The 15,117-nt window shown below is 64.2% G+C and carries 12 protein-coding genes; 11 read left to right on the top strand and 1 reads right to left on the bottom strand.

The window, feature by feature from the left end; translation table 11 throughout:
- Window positions 1-96: 96 nt before the first annotated feature.
- The gene (locus tag JQ621_RS27395; protein WP_212239087.1) at window positions 97-1,260 is read right to left on the bottom strand and encodes an acyl-CoA desaturase; all 1,164 of its coding nucleotides are present in this window, start codon (window positions 1,258-1,260) and stop codon (window positions 97-99) included.
- A gap of 293 nt (window positions 1,261-1,553) precedes the next feature.
- Between JQ621_RS27395 and JQ621_RS27390 the strand changes: the two genes are divergently transcribed.
- From JQ621_RS27390 to ftsH, 11 genes are all read left to right on the top strand, one after another.
- A complete protein-coding gene (locus JQ621_RS27390) occupies window positions 1,554-2,318 on the top strand; it encodes a serine acetyltransferase domain-containing protein (RefSeq protein ID WP_212239247.1) in 765 nt (254 codons plus the stop codon).
- Between the two features lie 427 nt (window positions 2,319-2,745).
- Window positions 2,746-3,462 (top strand): protein TolQ, encoded by a 717-nt coding sequence (gene tolQ, locus JQ621_RS27385; RefSeq protein WP_027532430.1) that lies wholly within the window; start codon window positions 2,746-2,748, stop codon window positions 3,460-3,462.
- 43 nt (window positions 3,463-3,505) lie between these two features.
- Complete coding sequence (tolR, locus tag JQ621_RS27380; RefSeq protein ID WP_212239081.1) at window positions 3,506-3,958, top strand: protein TolR; 453 nt, start codon at window positions 3,506-3,508, stop codon at window positions 3,956-3,958.
- 4 nt (window positions 3,959-3,962) lie between these two features.
- A complete protein-coding gene (locus JQ621_RS27375) occupies window positions 3,963-4,919 on the top strand; it encodes a protein TolA (RefSeq protein WP_212239079.1) in 957 nt (318 codons plus the stop codon).
- Window positions 4,920-4,942: 23 nt separating this feature from the next.
- Complete coding sequence (gene tolB, locus JQ621_RS27370) at window positions 4,943-6,313, top strand: Tol-Pal system beta propeller repeat protein TolB (RefSeq protein WP_212239077.1); 1,371 nt, start codon at window positions 4,943-4,945, stop codon at window positions 6,311-6,313.
- Between the two features lie 243 nt (window positions 6,314-6,556).
- The gene (locus tag JQ621_RS27365) at window positions 6,557-8,890 is read left to right on the top strand and encodes a putative bifunctional diguanylate cyclase/phosphodiesterase (RefSeq protein WP_212239075.1); all 2,334 of its coding nucleotides are present in this window, start codon (window positions 6,557-6,559) and stop codon (window positions 8,888-8,890) included.
- Window positions 8,891-9,044: 154 nt separating this feature from the next.
- Complete coding sequence (locus JQ621_RS27360) at window positions 9,045-9,767, top strand: N-acyl amino acid synthase FeeM domain-containing protein (RefSeq protein ID WP_212239073.1); 723 nt, start codon at window positions 9,045-9,047, stop codon at window positions 9,765-9,767.
- Window positions 9,768-10,022: 255 nt separating this feature from the next.
- Window positions 10,023-10,511: a peptidoglycan-associated lipoprotein Pal gene (gene pal, locus JQ621_RS27355; protein WP_212239071.1), complete on the top strand. Its 489-nt coding sequence runs from the start codon at window positions 10,023-10,025 to the stop codon at window positions 10,509-10,511.
- A gap of 184 nt (window positions 10,512-10,695) precedes the next feature.
- The gene (ybgF, locus tag JQ621_RS27350) at window positions 10,696-11,721 is read left to right on the top strand and encodes a tol-pal system protein YbgF (RefSeq protein ID WP_212239068.1); all 1,026 of its coding nucleotides are present in this window, start codon (window positions 10,696-10,698) and stop codon (window positions 11,719-11,721) included.
- A gap of 81 nt (window positions 11,722-11,802) precedes the next feature.
- The gene (tilS, locus tag JQ621_RS27345) at window positions 11,803-12,921 is read left to right on the top strand and encodes a tRNA lysidine(34) synthetase TilS (RefSeq protein ID WP_212239053.1); all 1,119 of its coding nucleotides are present in this window, start codon (window positions 11,803-11,805) and stop codon (window positions 12,919-12,921) included.
- A 265-nt stretch (window positions 12,922-13,186) separates the two neighbouring features.
- Entirely contained in the window at window positions 13,187-15,109 is a 1,923-nt protein-coding gene (ftsH, locus tag JQ621_RS27340) for an ATP-dependent zinc metalloprotease FtsH (RefSeq protein WP_212239050.1), read from the top strand.
- Window positions 15,110-15,117: the final 8 nt, after the last annotated feature.

The raw sequence follows: 15,117 nt of genomic DNA, 5'->3' as shown, positions 1-15,117 counted from the left end.
CGATTTCGCGCTCTTCGTCGTTCCCGGCCTCGTCGCGGCCGGCGGCTGGCTCTACGCGCTCGACTTGCGCAAACGGGCCCGGTCAGACCGCGAGCTTCAGCGTATTATCACGAGTTGCGCGCGAACCGACGTCAGGAAGTGCTCGTAGGCGTGGTCGACGATGTCATTGAGTGATCGCGTTCGCGCGAACATCGCCCTGGCCTCGGTGAGAAACTCGTCGCGGGTCGGAATTCTCGGCAGATGCAGGTGGCTCAGCGCGTCGACGCCTTCGTGCGCGCGAGTGAGGATGTCGTGCAGCGTCGGCAGTTGCAGCTGGGCCGGGTCGGCCCGGTGCAGTGCCGACGAGATCGCGCGCGCCAGCGCATGGGCGTCGAACCGCCCGGCAAGCTCCCGGGCGGCGCGATTGATGACCCGTGCGCCGAGCGGTTGCTCGTTGCGCAGCACCATCGCGGGCGGCGCCTTCATGTTCCAGACGATCCCGAACCAGGACAGGATCTCGAGGATGTAATAGGTCACGTCGACTTCCCACCAGCGAAAGCCTTGTCGCACGCTGCTCTGGTAGGCGTGGTGGTTGTTGTGCCAGCCCTCGCCCAGGGTGAACAGCGCCAGCAGCCAGTTGTTGCGGGAATCGTCGCCCGTCACGTAGCGCTTGCGTCCGCGCACGTGGGCGAGCGAATTGATGCAGAAGGTCGCGTGATAGAGCAGCACCGTGCTCCACAGGAAGCCGACGACCAGACCCGACCATCCCGCGCTCGCGAAGCAGAGCACCGCAAGGACAACGGCCGGCAGCAGCTCCAGCCGATGCAGCCACATCAGCTCCGGGTGGACGGTGAGATCGCCGACCTTGACCAAATCGGTCCCGTCGTGCTGCCGGTAAAAAATCCAGCCGACATGGCTGTACAGGAAGCCGCGGTGTCGCGGGGAATGAACGTCGCGTTCAGTATCCGAATGCAGATGATGATGCCGATGCTTGGCTGCCCACCACAACACGCTCTTCTGCGCGCTGCTCTGCGCGAGAAAGGCCAGGATGAACTGAAAGACGCGGCCGGTGGTGAAGGCCTTGTGCGAGAAATAGCGATGATAGCCCGCGCCGATCGAAAACATGCGCAGGACATAGAGCGAGGCGCAGATCGCGACGGCCTGCCAGGTGACGCCCGACCAAATGGCCGCAAAGCAGCCGAGATGGACAAGCACGAACGGTATCGCCGAGGGGTACATGACGTCGTCGTGCTGGTCGTCAGCGGGAGCGTTGGACGTCATGTCTTGGCGTGACCTTGGGTGAGGGGGATCTGGTATCCGCATGGGCTGCGCAGGACGCCGGATGCGAAAAACCCGCGGTTGGCCGACCACCGCGGGGGCTCGAGATGCTCTGCGTGTACATCTGCGGCCAACGCAGCGTCGGCCGAACGGTCGACCGACTATATGGTCGCGGACGTCTGGCATGCAAGCTCGTAGCCTCACGGGGGCCGCGGCATGATGCTTCGGCCGGTCGCGCCGTAGCGCCCGCTTTGCTCTCGACCTATATGGGGAGGCATAGAATACCGGAGGCGACGATGGCACGGGCTGCGATCTTGGCGGGCGAGAGCCTCTGGCAAACCATTCGCGACGAGGCGCAGCGTGCCGCCGCTGCCGATCCAGCCTTTGGCAAGGCGGTTGCCGACGCCGTTCTTCATCATGACAGTTTCGCCGCGGCACTTGCCGATCTTATCGGACGCCGGCTTGGCGCGAGCGCGACCGAGCGCGAACGCTTCGCCGCGTTTTCCAGTGATGCCTATCGCAGCCAGCCGGATCTGATCGAGACGGCTGGCCATGATCTGCAGGCCATCACGCACCGCGACCCCGCCATTGCCGGCCTGCTGCCGCCGCTGCATTTCAAAGGCTATGTCGCGCTGCAGGCCTTTCGCGTCTCGCACTGGCTCTGGCGTCAGGATCATCGCGATGCCGCGCTGCTGTTTCAGAACGAGGCCTCGAACGTGCTGCAGGTCAGCATCCATCCAACTGCTGCGATCGGATCGGCCGTCTACCTCGACCACGCCACTGGCATCGTGATCGGCGCCAATGTCGTGATCGGCGATCAGGTCACCATTCTGCAAAGCGTCAGCATCGGCCGCCGCGGTGAGTTGCCGACGCGCGCGCCGCGCATCGGGCGCGGCGTCTATGTCGGCGGCGGCGCGACCATTCTCGGCGATATCAATGTCGGCGATTTCGCCAGAATCGGTGCCGATGCGGTTGTGACATCGGACGTGCCGGCTGGCTGCACAGCGGTCGGCAATCCCTCGCGCTTGACCAACTGCCATGAGCCGACGTCGGCGGCGTGATCCTCTCAATCTTCGGAGCCTGCAATGAAGACGGCAATCGTCATCGGCGTCGGACCGGAGCGCGGCCTCGGGGCCCGGCTCTGAGCGTGCCTGACTTCACCACCCAATTGCACCCATCCCCCTGCACCATCACCCTTTCCCGCCGCCAAATTCGCCCGTGGTAACCCGGCATTAACCATCGCCGGGCTCTGGTATTTATGGACAATCGCGCCCGGAGCCGTCGTCGAGGCCCATAGTTTTGACATCTTGGCAGGGAATGCAGGCGGCGGCTTTGGACCACCCCTGCACCCCAGAAAGACAAGGCTTTGAGCGGGCTTGCCGGCCGCGCCGGTGCCGGCGCGGCTGTTGGGGAACCGGCAGCAGCCATTTCGCGGGCCGGGGCATAGGAAACGATCGCCAAAACGATCGTCTTGAGAGGATATTTCTGATGAATCCGGCCGACGTGGCTCAGTCCGCCCTTCCGGTTGCAGCCTCTGCCGACGTGTCGCTGATCGCGCTGTTCTGGCAGGCTCACTGGATCGTGAAATGCGTCATGCTGGGCCTGCTGTCCTGCTCGGTCTGGGTCTGGGCCATCGCGATCGACAAGATCTTCCTCTATGCCCGTACCCGCCGCTCGATGGACCGGTTCGAGCAGGCATTCTGGTCCGGCGAGTCGATCGAGGAACTCTACCGCACGCTCTCGGCCAAGCCGACCCATTCCATGGCGGCCTGTTTCGTTGCCGCAATGCGCGAGTGGAAGCGTTCCTTCGAGAGCCACGCCCGCTCGGTCGCAGGCCTGCAGATGCGGATCGACAAGGTCATGAACGTTTCGATCGCCCGCGAGGTCGAGCGGCTGGAACGCCGCCTCCTGGTGCTCGCGACCGTCGGCTCGGCCGGCCCCTTCGTCGGCCTGTTCGGCACGGTCTGGGGCATCATGTCGAGCTTCCAGTCGATCGCGGCGTCGAAAAATACCTCTCTGGCGGTGGTGGCGCCCGGTATCGCGGAAGCGCTATTTGCGACCGCAGTCGGCCTGATTGCCGCAATTCCTGCCACTATTTTCTACAATAAGTTCACGTCCGAGGTGAACCGGCAGGCCCAGCGGCTCGAGGGCTTCGCTGATGAATTTTCAGCCATTCTGTCGCGCCAGATCGACGAGCGGGGCTGACGGACGGCATGTATAGTGTGAAGGGCAATTTGGGCACCAAGCCATGGGCATGAACGTAGCTGGTTCGTCCGGAGGCGGCGGCCGTCGCAGCCGGCGCAAGCCGGTCATGGCCGAGATCAACGTCACGCCGATGGTCGACGTGATGCTGGTGCTGCTCATCATCTTCATGGTGTCGGCGCCGCTGCTCACGGTGGGCGTGCCGCTCGATCTGCCGTCGACCCAGGCCAAGAGTCTCGATCAGAGCGACCAGAAGCCGATCCAGATGTCGGTCGACATCAAGGGCAGGGTGTTCATTGCCGACGCCGAGATCGCGATCAACGATCTGATCCCGAAGCTGAAGGCGATCACGGACGCGCGCGGCGGGCTCGAGGAACGCATCTATCTGCGCGCCGACAAGAAGGCGGATTACGGCACGGTGGCCAAGGTGATGGGCCTCTTGTCAGGCGCGGGCTTCAAGAAGCTGGCGCTCGTCACGGAAGCGGATCAGGGGTCTTAAGGCGGTGAAGGTGAACGTCGACAAGACACTCGTTGCGTCGATTGCCCTCCACGTCCTCGTGCTGGGATGGGGTTTGATGACCTTCAGCAGCAGAGCCTACATCGTGCCGGAGGAGTCGTTGCCGGTCGACATCATTTCCAGCGACCAGCTCGCGCAGATGATGTCGGGGCAGAAGACCGGCAAGAAGGAAGAGCCGAAGCCCAAGGTGGAGAAGATCGCCGAGGCCAAGCCGGAAGAAGATGCGGTCGGCAAGGTCACCGAGAAGAAAGAGCTGATCAAGACCAACTCGACCCCCGACACGCCGCCGCCGAAGCCTATCGAGAAACCGGTCGAGAAGAAGCCCGAGCCGCCCAAGCCGGTCGCCGAGGCCAAGCCGAAGGAAGAGCCGAAGCCGCAGGAAAAGAAGCCTGACCCGGCCAAGGAGGATCCGATCGCGGAGCTCCAGAAGAAGCTCGACACCAAGAAGCCACCGCCCAAGCCCGTGGAGCAGAAGGTCGCGGCGGTGCAGCCGCAGCCGAAGCCCAAGGAGCGCACCTTTGATCCCGCGCAGATTGCCCGCGATCTCGACAAGCGTGCTGCGACCCGGCACGAGCTTGCGGGATCGGCGCTGAACGCGTCCGCCTCGCTGGGATCGACATCAGGGACGGCCGCCGCCAACGTCGCGACCTGGCAAGGTGCATTCCAGGGCGCGGTCAAGCGCTGCTTCACGCCCACCTATAACGGCCAGGACGCAAATCTGTACGAAGCCGACATCGACATTCCCATGAAGATCGACGGATCGCTTGCCTCAGAGCCCGTCATCGTCGCGGTGCGCGGACCGTCGCGGTCAATTGCCCAGGCGGTGGCGGAGAGCGCCAAGCGTGCGATCGTGCAGTGTCAGGTCTATTCATTCATGCCAAAGCAGCAATACGACAGCTGGAAGCTCATCCCGATGACTTTCGGCCTGAAAGACATGTTGTGACATCCGAACAAAAGAATTTTGCGATGAATGACGTCCGATCGATCAACCGCCGCCGTTTCATGACCCTGACCGGCTCGACGCTCGCGATGCTCGGGAGCGGGCAGGCGTTTGCTCAGCAGCTGCAGCAAGGCCGCCTCCGCATCGATCCCACGGAGTTCCGGCCGATCCCGATCGCGATCACCAATTTCGTGCCGGGCTCGCCCGCCGACGGCGATGTCAGCAACGGGGTCACGCAGGTCATCACCAACAATCTGAAGCGCTCGGGCCTGTTTGCCCCGATCGATCAGGCCGCTTTCATCGAGCGCATCAGCAACATCGACGTCGCGCCGCAATTCCAGAACTGGAAGACCCTCAACGCGCAGGCCCTCGTCACCGGCCGCATGACGCGGCAGCAGGACGGCCGCCTCAAGGCCGAATTCCGTCTCTGGGACGTGGTCACCGGCCAGCAGCTCGCTGGCCAGCAATATTTCACCTCGCCGGAATATTGGCGCCGGATCGCCCACATCATCTCCGACCAGATCTACGAGCAGATGACCGGCGAAAAGGGCTATTTCGACAGTCGCGTCGTGTTCGTCGACGAGACCGGGCCGAAGGAGCGCCGCGTCAAGCGGCTCGCCATGATGGACCAGGATGGTGCCAACGTCCGCTATCTCACTCGCGGCGCCGATCTCGTGCTGACGCCGCGCTTCTCGCCGAACTCGCAAGAGATCACCTATATGGAGTTCGGGCAGGGCGATCCGAAGGTCTATCTGTTCAACATCGAGACCGGCCAGCGCGAGATCGTCGGCAACTTCCCCGGCATGACCTTTGCTCCAAGATTCTCGCCGGACGGCCAGCGCGTCATCATGAGCCTGCAGCAGGGCGGCAATTCCAATTTGTTCGTGATGGATCTGCGCTCGCGCTCGACCACGCGCCTCACCGACACCCCGGCGATCGACACGTCTCCGTCATATTCACCCGATGGCACGCGCATCTGCTTCGAGTCCGATCGCGGCGGCAGGTCGCAGATCTATGTGATGGCGGCGAGCGGCGGACAGGCACAGCGCATCTCCTTCTCCAAGGACGACAACAACGCCACCTATTCGACGCCGGTCTGGTCGCCGCGCGGCGACTACATCGCCTTCACCCGGCAGGGCGGCGGGCAGTTCTCGATCGGCGTCATGAAGCCCGACGGCTCCGGCGAGCGTCTGCTTACGTCAGGTTATCACAATGAAGGTCCCACCTTCTCGCCGAACGGCCGCGTGCTGATGTTCTTCCGCGATCCCGGCGGCAATGGCGGACCGTCGCTGTTCTCGGTCGATATTTCCGGCCGCAATGAATTGAAAGTGCCGACGCCCGGCTTCGCGTCCGATCCGGCGTGGTCGCCGCTGCTCTCCGCGACCGCGGGCCAATAGATCGACCGCGCGTTTGCAACGCGCGATCTTTTCGAAAAAATGCGCCGATTTTTCCGCTTTCTGCGCGCGCGGCAAGCTTTCCTTCACCTTGTGCCCGGCAAGGCTTGCCTAGCTCATTGATTTCTCAGCAGAAACAATTTCGCCATTGCCGAAAAACAACTCGACTTTAACGATGTTCCCTCAGAAAGGCTTCATCTGCTGTGGGTAAAAGTACGCGCAGACAGGACGCGTGCAGCCCGAAAAATGCAACTTGCAAGTCAAAGCGGACAGCCCGATCGGTGGCCGACGTCATCTACGATTTCGGCGGCGCTGCTCGATTCTTTGTTTGAAGCACCCGGTCCGCTGGTCGCCGGTCTCGCCTTCGCGGTCATCTCGGCGTCGCTGACCGCGCTGAAGACGGGAAGCAATGTGATCTGGGGCTGTGTGGCCCTGCTTGTCTTTACCGGAGTCCTCCGGGCCCTTGGGCTACGCCGCTATCAGCAACGCAAATATGCGCTGACGATCGACGAAGCTGCGAATTGGCAGATGTGGTCACAGCTCGGGACGACGTTCCAGGCCGCTGCGATCGGCATCTGGTGCTCCGCCACGCTCTTGTGGACGGACGATGCGGTGGCTCACATGATCGCCATGTCGGTCACCACTGGGCTCGCTGCGGGAGGCGCGGGCAGGGCCTATGGACGGCAATGGGCCTTTCAGCTTCAGGTGACGGCGATCTTCGGTCCGACTGTCGTCGCGCTGGCGTTGCGCGGCACACCTTATTACATAGCCATGTCGGTCGTGAGCGCAGTGTTTCTCGTGACCCTGATGAAGCTCTCGGCCAATCTGCACAGAATTTTCATGCAGGCGGTCGTAGCGCGCGAGCGCGAAGCAGCGCTCGCCGGTCAGTTCGATACCGCACTCAACAACATGCCGCACGGGCTGTGCATGTTCCGCGCCGACGGGCGGCTGGCGGTCATGAACCATCGCTTTGGCGAACTGATGGAATTGCCCGAAGACCTGGTCAAGCGCGGCGTCAATGCGGCCGATATCGTATCGGCTTGCGTCGCCGGTGGAGCAATCTCGGCGGAGAGTGGCGGGCTGATCCTGCACGACATCCGCGACGCGCAGATCAAGGAGATCGTGACCGTCGATCCTCATTCCGGGCACGGCCGGACTTTGTCCTGGACCATTCAGCCAATGACCGACGGCGGCGCCGTCGTTCTGTTGGAGGACATCACCGAGCGTAAGAACGCCGAGGCGAAGATCAATCATCTCGCCCGTTATGACGAACTGACCGCGCTGCCGAACCGCGTCTCGTTCCGCGATGAGATCGAGCGGCTGCTCGCCTATTCGCATCATTCCGATCGGCTCTCCGCGCTGCTGTTCGTCGACCTCGACCAGTTCAAGCAGGTCAACGACACGCTCGGCCATCCCTGCGGCGACCAGCTGCTTTGCGCGGTCGCCAATCGGCTGCGCGAGATGCTGCGACCGGAGGATTTCGTCGCCCGTTTCGGCGGCGACGAATTCGTCGTGTTCCAGCAGAACCTTGATTCCCCGGAGGATGCCGCGAGCCTCGCCCGTCGCATCGTCGAGCGCCTGAGCGAGCGCTACCGCATTGACAATCACCTGGTCGAGATCGGTGCCAGCGTCGGGATCGCGCTGACTGCGCCGGAGGGCACCAGCGCCGACACGTTGCTCAAGAACGCCGACATGGCGCTCTACCGCGCCAAGGCCGACGGCCGCGGCACCTTCTGCTTCTTCCGCGAGGAGATGGCGGCCACCGTCGAGGCTCGCCGCATCCTCGAGCTCGATCTGCGCAAGGCGCTCGCCAACGAGGAGTTCGAGCTGTTCTACCAGCCGCTGGTCAACCTCAAGTCCGGCAAGATCACCACCTGCGAGGCGCTGCTGCGCTGGAATCATCCGGTGCGCGGCACGGTCTCGCCGGTCGACATCATCCCCGTCGCCGAGGACATGGGCCTGATCGTCGATCTCGGCCGCTGGATCCTGCGCCGCGCCTGCATGGAATGCATGAAGTGGCCGGAGGGCGTCAGCGTCGCCGTCAACTTCTCGCCGCAGCAATTCCATCAGCGCGACGTGCTGAGCGAGATCCGCTATGCGCTCGAAGTGTCGGGCCTGCCGGCGCATCGCCTCGAGATCGAAATCACCGAATCCTCTCTGCTGCGTAACACCCAGCTCACCCACGACGTCCTGTCGCAGTTGCATGCGCTCGGGGTGCGCATTTCACTGGACGATTTCGGCACCGGCTATTCGAGCCTCAGCTATCTGCACAATTTCCCGATGCAGAAGGTCAAGATCGACCGCTCCTTCCTCGAGGGCATCGACACCGATCGGCCGCTGACCTTGCTGCGCGGCGTGGCGCGGCTAGCCGCCGATCTCGGCATGGCGGTCGTGGTCGAAGGCATCGAGACCAACGAGCAGCTCGAACTGGTCAGCGCCGACGGCACCGTGTCCGAGGGGCAAGGCTATCTGTTTAGTCGCCCGGTCCCCGCGGTGCGGGTGCGTCAGCTTCTCGATGCCTCGCATGGCCGCCGCATGGATGAACAGCGCGTGGCGATTTCCTCGCGCTCTTTCGCCTGACATCCGATTCCTTGAATTTCCCATCGTTTCAACACGTTGCAGTCCGTAGTCCTACGGAGGTTAACCGTAACCAGTTCAACCCTTTGCAATCCTCTTAAGGAAACGTTAATCTTCTCAAACTCGCGGAAGTTGTTCTTCGTGTTTGGAGTGTCAGATGGAATCCCGGGCCGAGCCGCGCACCCCGCTTTCGATGCGGGGGGCAGGGATTTTAGACAGGGTCGACTACCGGCTGGTCGAAAGTCCGGAAGACAGAGACGCCATTTGCGCGCTGCGCTACAAAGGCTACCTGTACGGAGGGTTGATTTCCGAGTCGGAGTCTCAGCGCGTCACGGATCCTTATGACGACGCTCCCAATGCATGGACTTTTGGAGTCTATGTCGACGGGGAGCTCTGCAGCTCTCTTCGCCTCCATGTTTTGACGTCGGACTGGCGAATGTCCCATACGGGTGACCTGTTCCGCGATGTCCTTTACCCCCGCCTCGATCGAGGCGAGGTTTTCGTTGATCCATGCCGTTTCGTTGCCGATCCGGAGAAGGCCAAGGAGTTTCCCACGCTCCCATATCTGACGCTGCGGCTCGCTTATCTCGCCTGCGAGCATTTCAACGCCGACACTGGGCTGGCGGCGGTTCGCGCCGAACACCAGGCGTTCTACCGTCGGGTCTTTCTCCACGAGCCCATCACCGAGCCCCGCCGGGCTCCGAACCTGCACATCAGCGTCGCATTGATGACGTCTGATTTCCGCAGCCTGCGCGAGCGCGTCCTGACCCGCTTCCCGATCATGCGCTCCAGCGCGTTAGAGCGACGGATGCTGTTCGAGCGCGGCCAGCGCCAGATCGTGCGGCCGCCGGCGCTCGTCCCGAGCGTCGCGCAGTCCTGATTCCGCGTTCCGCCGTTCCTTCCCGCGCTCTTCGGCCCAAAATTCAAGCAAAATACGGCGTTTTTGCCCGCCGGTCCCGCTTGCCTTCACCCTCGTGCCACATTTACAAACCATTAACCATGGCGGGTGCTTTTCGCTGGTTGGGGGCATTTGAGCGGCTGAGGCAAGGTTCCGTCAAGGTTGACGGAACGTTCGCTTAACCAACCCCCTGTAGACCGGACAGCAGTGGACGAACGTGAGCGTGGAGGCTCCGGAATGATGAATCCTATGCGTATCCTCCAGGGATTGAAGCTGGCCGCGGTGGTCGCCATCGCGCTGTCGATGGGCGCTTGCGCCAAACAGAATACTCTTGGCGATGCGCAGGCAAACGCTGCCACGCCGGGCAGCCAGCAGGATTTCGTGGTGAACGTGGGCGACCGCGTGTTCTTCGAGAGCGACCAGACCGATCTGACCCCGCAGGCGATCGTGACCCTGGAGAAGCAGGCGCAGTGGCTGCAGACCTATCCGCGCTACTCCTTCACCATCGAAGGCCATGCCGACGAGCGCGGCACCCGCGAATACAACATCGCGCTCGGCGCCCGCCGCGCCCAGTCGGTGCGCTCCTTCCTCGCCTCGCGCGGCATCGATCCGAACCGCATGCGCACGATCTCCTACGGCAAGGAGCGCCCCGTGGCGGTGTGTAACGATATCTCCTGCTGGTCGCAGAACCGCCGCGCCGTCACCGTGCTGAACGCGAGCTCCTGACACTTGGTCAGCGGCCGTTCATCTTTGGAAATCGAATATGCCGGCGCCCTTTCGGGCGCCGGTTTCGTTTCAGCCAACTGTGACGGAAACGGCGTGGTGCCAGTCACATTTTTGGCGTAGTGCCTTTCAATGTGTGGCGCATCGCGCGTTCCGTCGCAGATTTCGTTTTCGTCGTCAGGGCAAGATGTCATCCAGATCCAAGGTCTTCACCGGCACTGTGGCGCTCGCCGCGCTGCTCTCTTTGTGCGCGCCCGCCTTCGCCCAGTCGGACGACGGTGACCCCGAGATCCGGATCGAGCGGCTGGAGAACCAGCTGCGCCAGCTCACCGGGCAGAATGAAGAGCTGCAATATCGCAACCGCCAGCTCGAAGATCGCATCCGCCAGCTCGAGGGCGGCGCGCCCGGACAGGGGCCGGCCCAGCAGCCCAACGTCGCAGCCGTCCCGCCGGCCCAGGTAGCGCCCACCCAGGCGGCGCCCGGCTATCGCCAGCAGCCGCAGCAACAGGCCGTGCAGCAACCGAATTACCAGCAGCCCCAGATCGCGCCGCCGGCGCCGATCGTCCAGGAGCAGCCGGGCCCCGGCGCTCCGGGCACGCGCCGCCGCGGCGATGCGTTCGACCCGAGCCAGAGCCCGAATGCGCCCGGTGCGCCGCGCGCACTCGGCGGCGGCCAGCAGCCGATGCCGGCGGGGGCGCCGCTCGATCTTTCCAACAATGGCGGACAATATCCGCAAGGAGCAGCTCCTGCCCAGCCGGGCTATCCGCCGGCCCAGCAGGGCAATCCCGCGCAGGCTGGCGCTCCGGCGCTCGCGACCCTGCCGCCCTCGGCCACGCCGCGCGACGAGTTCGACCTCGGCATCGGCTACATGCAGCGCAAGGACTACGCGCTCGCCGAGCAGACCATGAAGGATTTCGCCGCGAAATATCCTGGAGACCCGCTGCTCGGCGATGCGCAATACTGGCTCGGCGAAAGTTATTTCCAGCGCCAGCAATATCGCGATTCCGCCGAGGCGTTCCTCGCGGTCACCACCAAATACGACAAATCCGCCAAGGCGCCCGACGCGCTGTTGCGGCTCGGTCAGTCGCTCGCCGCGCTGAAGGAGAAGGAAGCCGCCTGCGCCGCCTTCGGCGAGGTCGGCCGCAAATATCCGCGCGCCTCGGCCGGCGTGAAGGCCGCCGTCGATCGCGAGCAGAAGCGGGTCAAGTGCTGATCTGCGAAGGCGAACGCTGACAAGGCCGATGCTGCTGCGCTAGATTGCGCCGCCACTCGCTGGCGATTGCCGGGCCGCGTCATGTCAGACGACGACAATTCTCCGATCTCCGCGCGTGCGGCGAAGCAGCTCTTCGTCGCGTTCAAGGCTGCGCCCGCGCTGGTGCTCGCGGTCTCCGGCGGGCCCGACTCGGTCGCGCTGATGTGGCTCGCGGCACGTTGGCGCCGCAGCCTTGCCCGCGGCCCCGATCTCACCGTCGTCACCGTCGATCACGGCCTGCGGAAAGAATCGGCGCGCGAGGCGCGCGAGGTCAAACAGCTCGCGGCAGATCTCGGATTGCCGCACCGTACCCTGCGCTGGCGCGGCGCCAAGCCAGAGACGGGATTGCCCGCCGCCGCACGCGAGGCCCGCTACCGCCTGCTTGCGAAGGCCGCGCGCGCTGCCGGCGCGAGCCATGTGCTGACCGCCCACACCCGCGACGACCAGGCCGAGACGCTTCTGATGCGGCTGCTCCGCGGCAGCGGCATCGCCGGTCTCTCGGCGATGGCGCGCCTCTCGGCGCGCGACGGCCTCATTCTGGCGCGCCCGTTGCTCGATGTCCCGAAATCGCAGCTGATCGCAACCTTGAAGCGGGCCAGGATCGATTTTGCTGACGATCCGACCAATCGCGACGCGGCCTTCACGCGGCCCCGCCTGCGCGCGCTGCTGCCGCAGCTCGCAGCCGAGGGCGGCGATGCCCGCACCCTGGTGCGACTCGCGGGCAGGCTCGCGCGCGCCAACGCGGCGCTCGAGGTCTTGACCGACGGCGCCGAGCAATTCCTCCGATTGCGCGATCGCGGCGATGCGCCGCATCCGGGCGTTCGCAGCTTCGAGGCCCAAACCTCCTTTGAAGCAGTAGCCTTCGTCAACTTGCCGGAGGAAGTCCGGCTGCGGCTGCTGCTGCGGGCGATCGATGCGCTCGGGCACGAGGGGCCGGCGGAACTCGGCAAGGTCGAGACCCTGCTGGCCGCGCTCGATCAGGCCATCAGCGAACAGAAGATGGCCGGGACATCCCGTGTACCGGCAAATGGCCGCGCGATCCCGAAGCAGACCCTTCTCAAACGGACCCTTGCGGGAGCCTTGATCAGCCTTTCCGGGGGGCGTATCCACGTCACGCCTGCGCCGGCCCGGCGATCCCCAAGGAGACCTGAAGGGACTTAAGGGGCGGATGAGGGCGGACCATGACACCGGCCGTTGCGGCGGGTCGCCGTCAGGACACCTTAACCAGGCAGGTAAAACCCCGGCTCCAATGCCATTATTTCAGCGGGAATCGCTCTAAGATGGGATAAATAGTCCCATCTCGTTCCCTTGGCAGCGCCCGGGGCGGCACCTAGATTGTATCAGTCTAACGATGAGGATTCCTTGGGGATTTCCTCGTAGAGCCCAAGGATCAGGCCGCGATCCGCGCGACCATGAAGGAAGATCGATGAACGCCAATCTGCGCAATTTCGCCCTCTGGGTCATCATTGTTTTGCTGCTGTTGGCGTTGTTCACGCTGTTCCAGAATCCGGGTCAACGGGCCTCTTCCACGGATATCTCTTTCTCGCAGCTGCTGACCGAGGTCGATAAGGGCAATGTCCGCGACGTCGTGATCCAGGGGCCTGATATCCACGGCACCTTCAACAGCGGCACGAGCTTCCAGACCTATGCGCCGAGCGATCCGAGCCTGGTGAAGCGTCTGTATGACGCCAAGGTCCAGATCACCGCGAAGCCGCCCGGCGACAACGTGCCGTGGTTCGTCTCGCTGCTGGTCTCCTGGCTGCCCTTCATCGCGCTGATCGGCGTGTGGATCTTCCTGTCGCGGCAGATGCAGGGCGGCGCCGGCAAGGCGATGGGCTTCGGCAAGTCGCGGGCGAAGATGCTGACCGAGGCCCATGGCCGCGTCACGTTCGAGGACGTTGCAGGCGTCGATGAAGCCAAGCAGGATCTGCAGGAGATCGTCGAATTCCTGCGCGACCCCGGCAAGTTCCAGCGCCTCGGTGGCCGCATTCCGCGCGGCGTGCTGCTGGTCGGCCCTCCCGGCACCGGCAAGACCCTGATCGCGCGTGCGGTCGCGGGTGAAGCCAACGTGCCGTTCTTCACCATTTCGGGTTCGGACTTCGTCGAAATGTTCGTCGGCGTCGGCGCCTCGCGTGTGCGCGACATGTTCGAGCAGGCCAAGAAGAACGCGCCCTGCATCATCTTCATCGACGAAATCGACGCGGTCGGTCGTCACCGTGGCGCCGGTCTCGGCGGCGGCAATGACGAGCGCGAGCAGACGCTGAACCAGCTGCTGGTCGAGATGGACGGCTTCGAGGCCAACGAGGGCGTGATCCTGATCGCCGCGACCAACCGCCCCGATGTGCTCGATCCAGCGCTGCTGCGTCCGGGCCGCTTCGACCGCCAGGTCGTGGTGCCCAATCCTGACGTCGTCGGCCGCGAGCAGATTCTCAAGGTTCACGTCCGCAAGGTGCCGCTGGCCCCCGATATCAACCTCAAGACCATCGCGCGCGGCACGCCCGGATTCTCCGGCGCCGACCTGATGAACCTCGTCAACGAAGCTGCCCTGACCGCCGCGCGCCGCAACAAGCGCATGGTGACCCAGGCCGAGTTCGAAGAGGCCAAGGACAAGGTGATGATGGGCGCCGAGCGCAAGTCGCTCGTCATGACCGAGGAAGAGAAGCTGCTGACGGCCTATCACGAGGGCGGCCACGCCATCGTCGGCCTCAACGTGCCCGCGACCGATCCGATCCACAAGGCGACCATCATTCCGCGCGGCCGTGCGCTCGGCATGGTCATGCAGCTCCCCGAGCGCGACAAGCTGTCGATGTCTCTGGAGCAGATGACCTCGCGCCTCGCCATCATGATGGGCGGCCGCGTCGCCGAAGAGCTGATCTTCGGCCGCGAGAAGGTCACGTCAGGCGCCGCCTCCGACATCGAGCAGGCCACGCGCCTTGCCCGGATGATGGTGACGCGCTGGGGTCTGTCGGAAGAACTCGGCACGGTCTCCTATGGCGAGAACCAGGACGAAGTGTTCCTTGGCATGTCGGTCTCGCGGACGCAGAACGCCTCTGAGGCGACCGTCCAGAAGATCGACTCCGAGATCCGTCGTCTGGTCGAGGAAGGCTACAAGGAAGCGACCCGCATCCTCACCGAGAAGCATGCCGATCTCGAGGCGCTCGCCAAGGGCCTCCTGGAGTTCGAGACGCTCTCCGGCGACGAGATCATCGACCTGCTCAAGGGCAAGAAGCCGAACCGCGAGTCCGTGCTCGAGCCGACCACGCCGCGCGCTTCCGCCGTGCCCCCGGCCGGCAAGCCGCGCCCGCGTCCCGATCCGGATCCCGGCCTGGAGCCGCAGCCGCAGGCGTAACGCCCGCG

This window comes from Bradyrhizobium manausense, from assembly GCF_018129685.1.
Classification (GTDB): Bacteria; Pseudomonadota; Alphaproteobacteria; order Rhizobiales; family Xanthobacteraceae; genus Bradyrhizobium; species Bradyrhizobium manausense_D.
Note: the sequence above shows the minus strand (reverse complement) of the source record. Positions and strands in the feature narration are given on the sequence as shown.

What these genes read in the sequence shown, in the direction of transcription:
- JQ621_RS27395 (WP_212239087.1), bottom strand. Translation starts at nt 1,260, where the DNA reads ATGACGTCCAACGCTCCCGCTGACGACCAGCACGACGACGTCATGTAC.
- tolQ (WP_027532430.1), top strand. Translation starts at nt 2,746, where the DNA reads ATGAATCCGGCCGACGTGGCTCAGTCCGCCCTTCCGGTTGCAGCCTCT.
- tilS (WP_212239053.1), top strand. Translation starts at nt 11,803, where the DNA reads ATGTCAGACGACGACAATTCTCCGATCTCCGCGCGTGCGGCGAAGCAG.
- pal (WP_212239071.1), top strand. Translation starts at nt 10,023, where the DNA reads ATGATGAATCCTATGCGTATCCTCCAGGGATTGAAGCTGGCCGCGGTG.
- ftsH (WP_212239050.1), top strand. Translation starts at nt 13,187, where the DNA reads ATGAACGCCAATCTGCGCAATTTCGCCCTCTGGGTCATCATTGTTTTG.
- JQ621_RS27390 (WP_212239247.1), top strand. Translation starts at nt 1,554, where the DNA reads ATGGCACGGGCTGCGATCTTGGCGGGCGAGAGCCTCTGGCAAACCATT.
- JQ621_RS27365 (WP_212239075.1), top strand. Translation starts at nt 6,557, where the DNA reads ATGCAACTTGCAAGTCAAAGCGGACAGCCCGATCGGTGGCCGACGTCA.
- tolB (WP_212239077.1), top strand. Translation starts at nt 4,943, where the DNA reads ATGAATGACGTCCGATCGATCAACCGCCGCCGTTTCATGACCCTGACC.
- ybgF (WP_212239068.1), top strand. Translation starts at nt 10,696, where the DNA reads ATGTCATCCAGATCCAAGGTCTTCACCGGCACTGTGGCGCTCGCCGCG.
- tolR (WP_212239081.1), top strand. Translation starts at nt 3,506, where the DNA reads ATGGGCATGAACGTAGCTGGTTCGTCCGGAGGCGGCGGCCGTCGCAGC.
- JQ621_RS27360 (WP_212239073.1), top strand. Translation starts at nt 9,045, where the DNA reads ATGGAATCCCGGGCCGAGCCGCGCACCCCGCTTTCGATGCGGGGGGCA.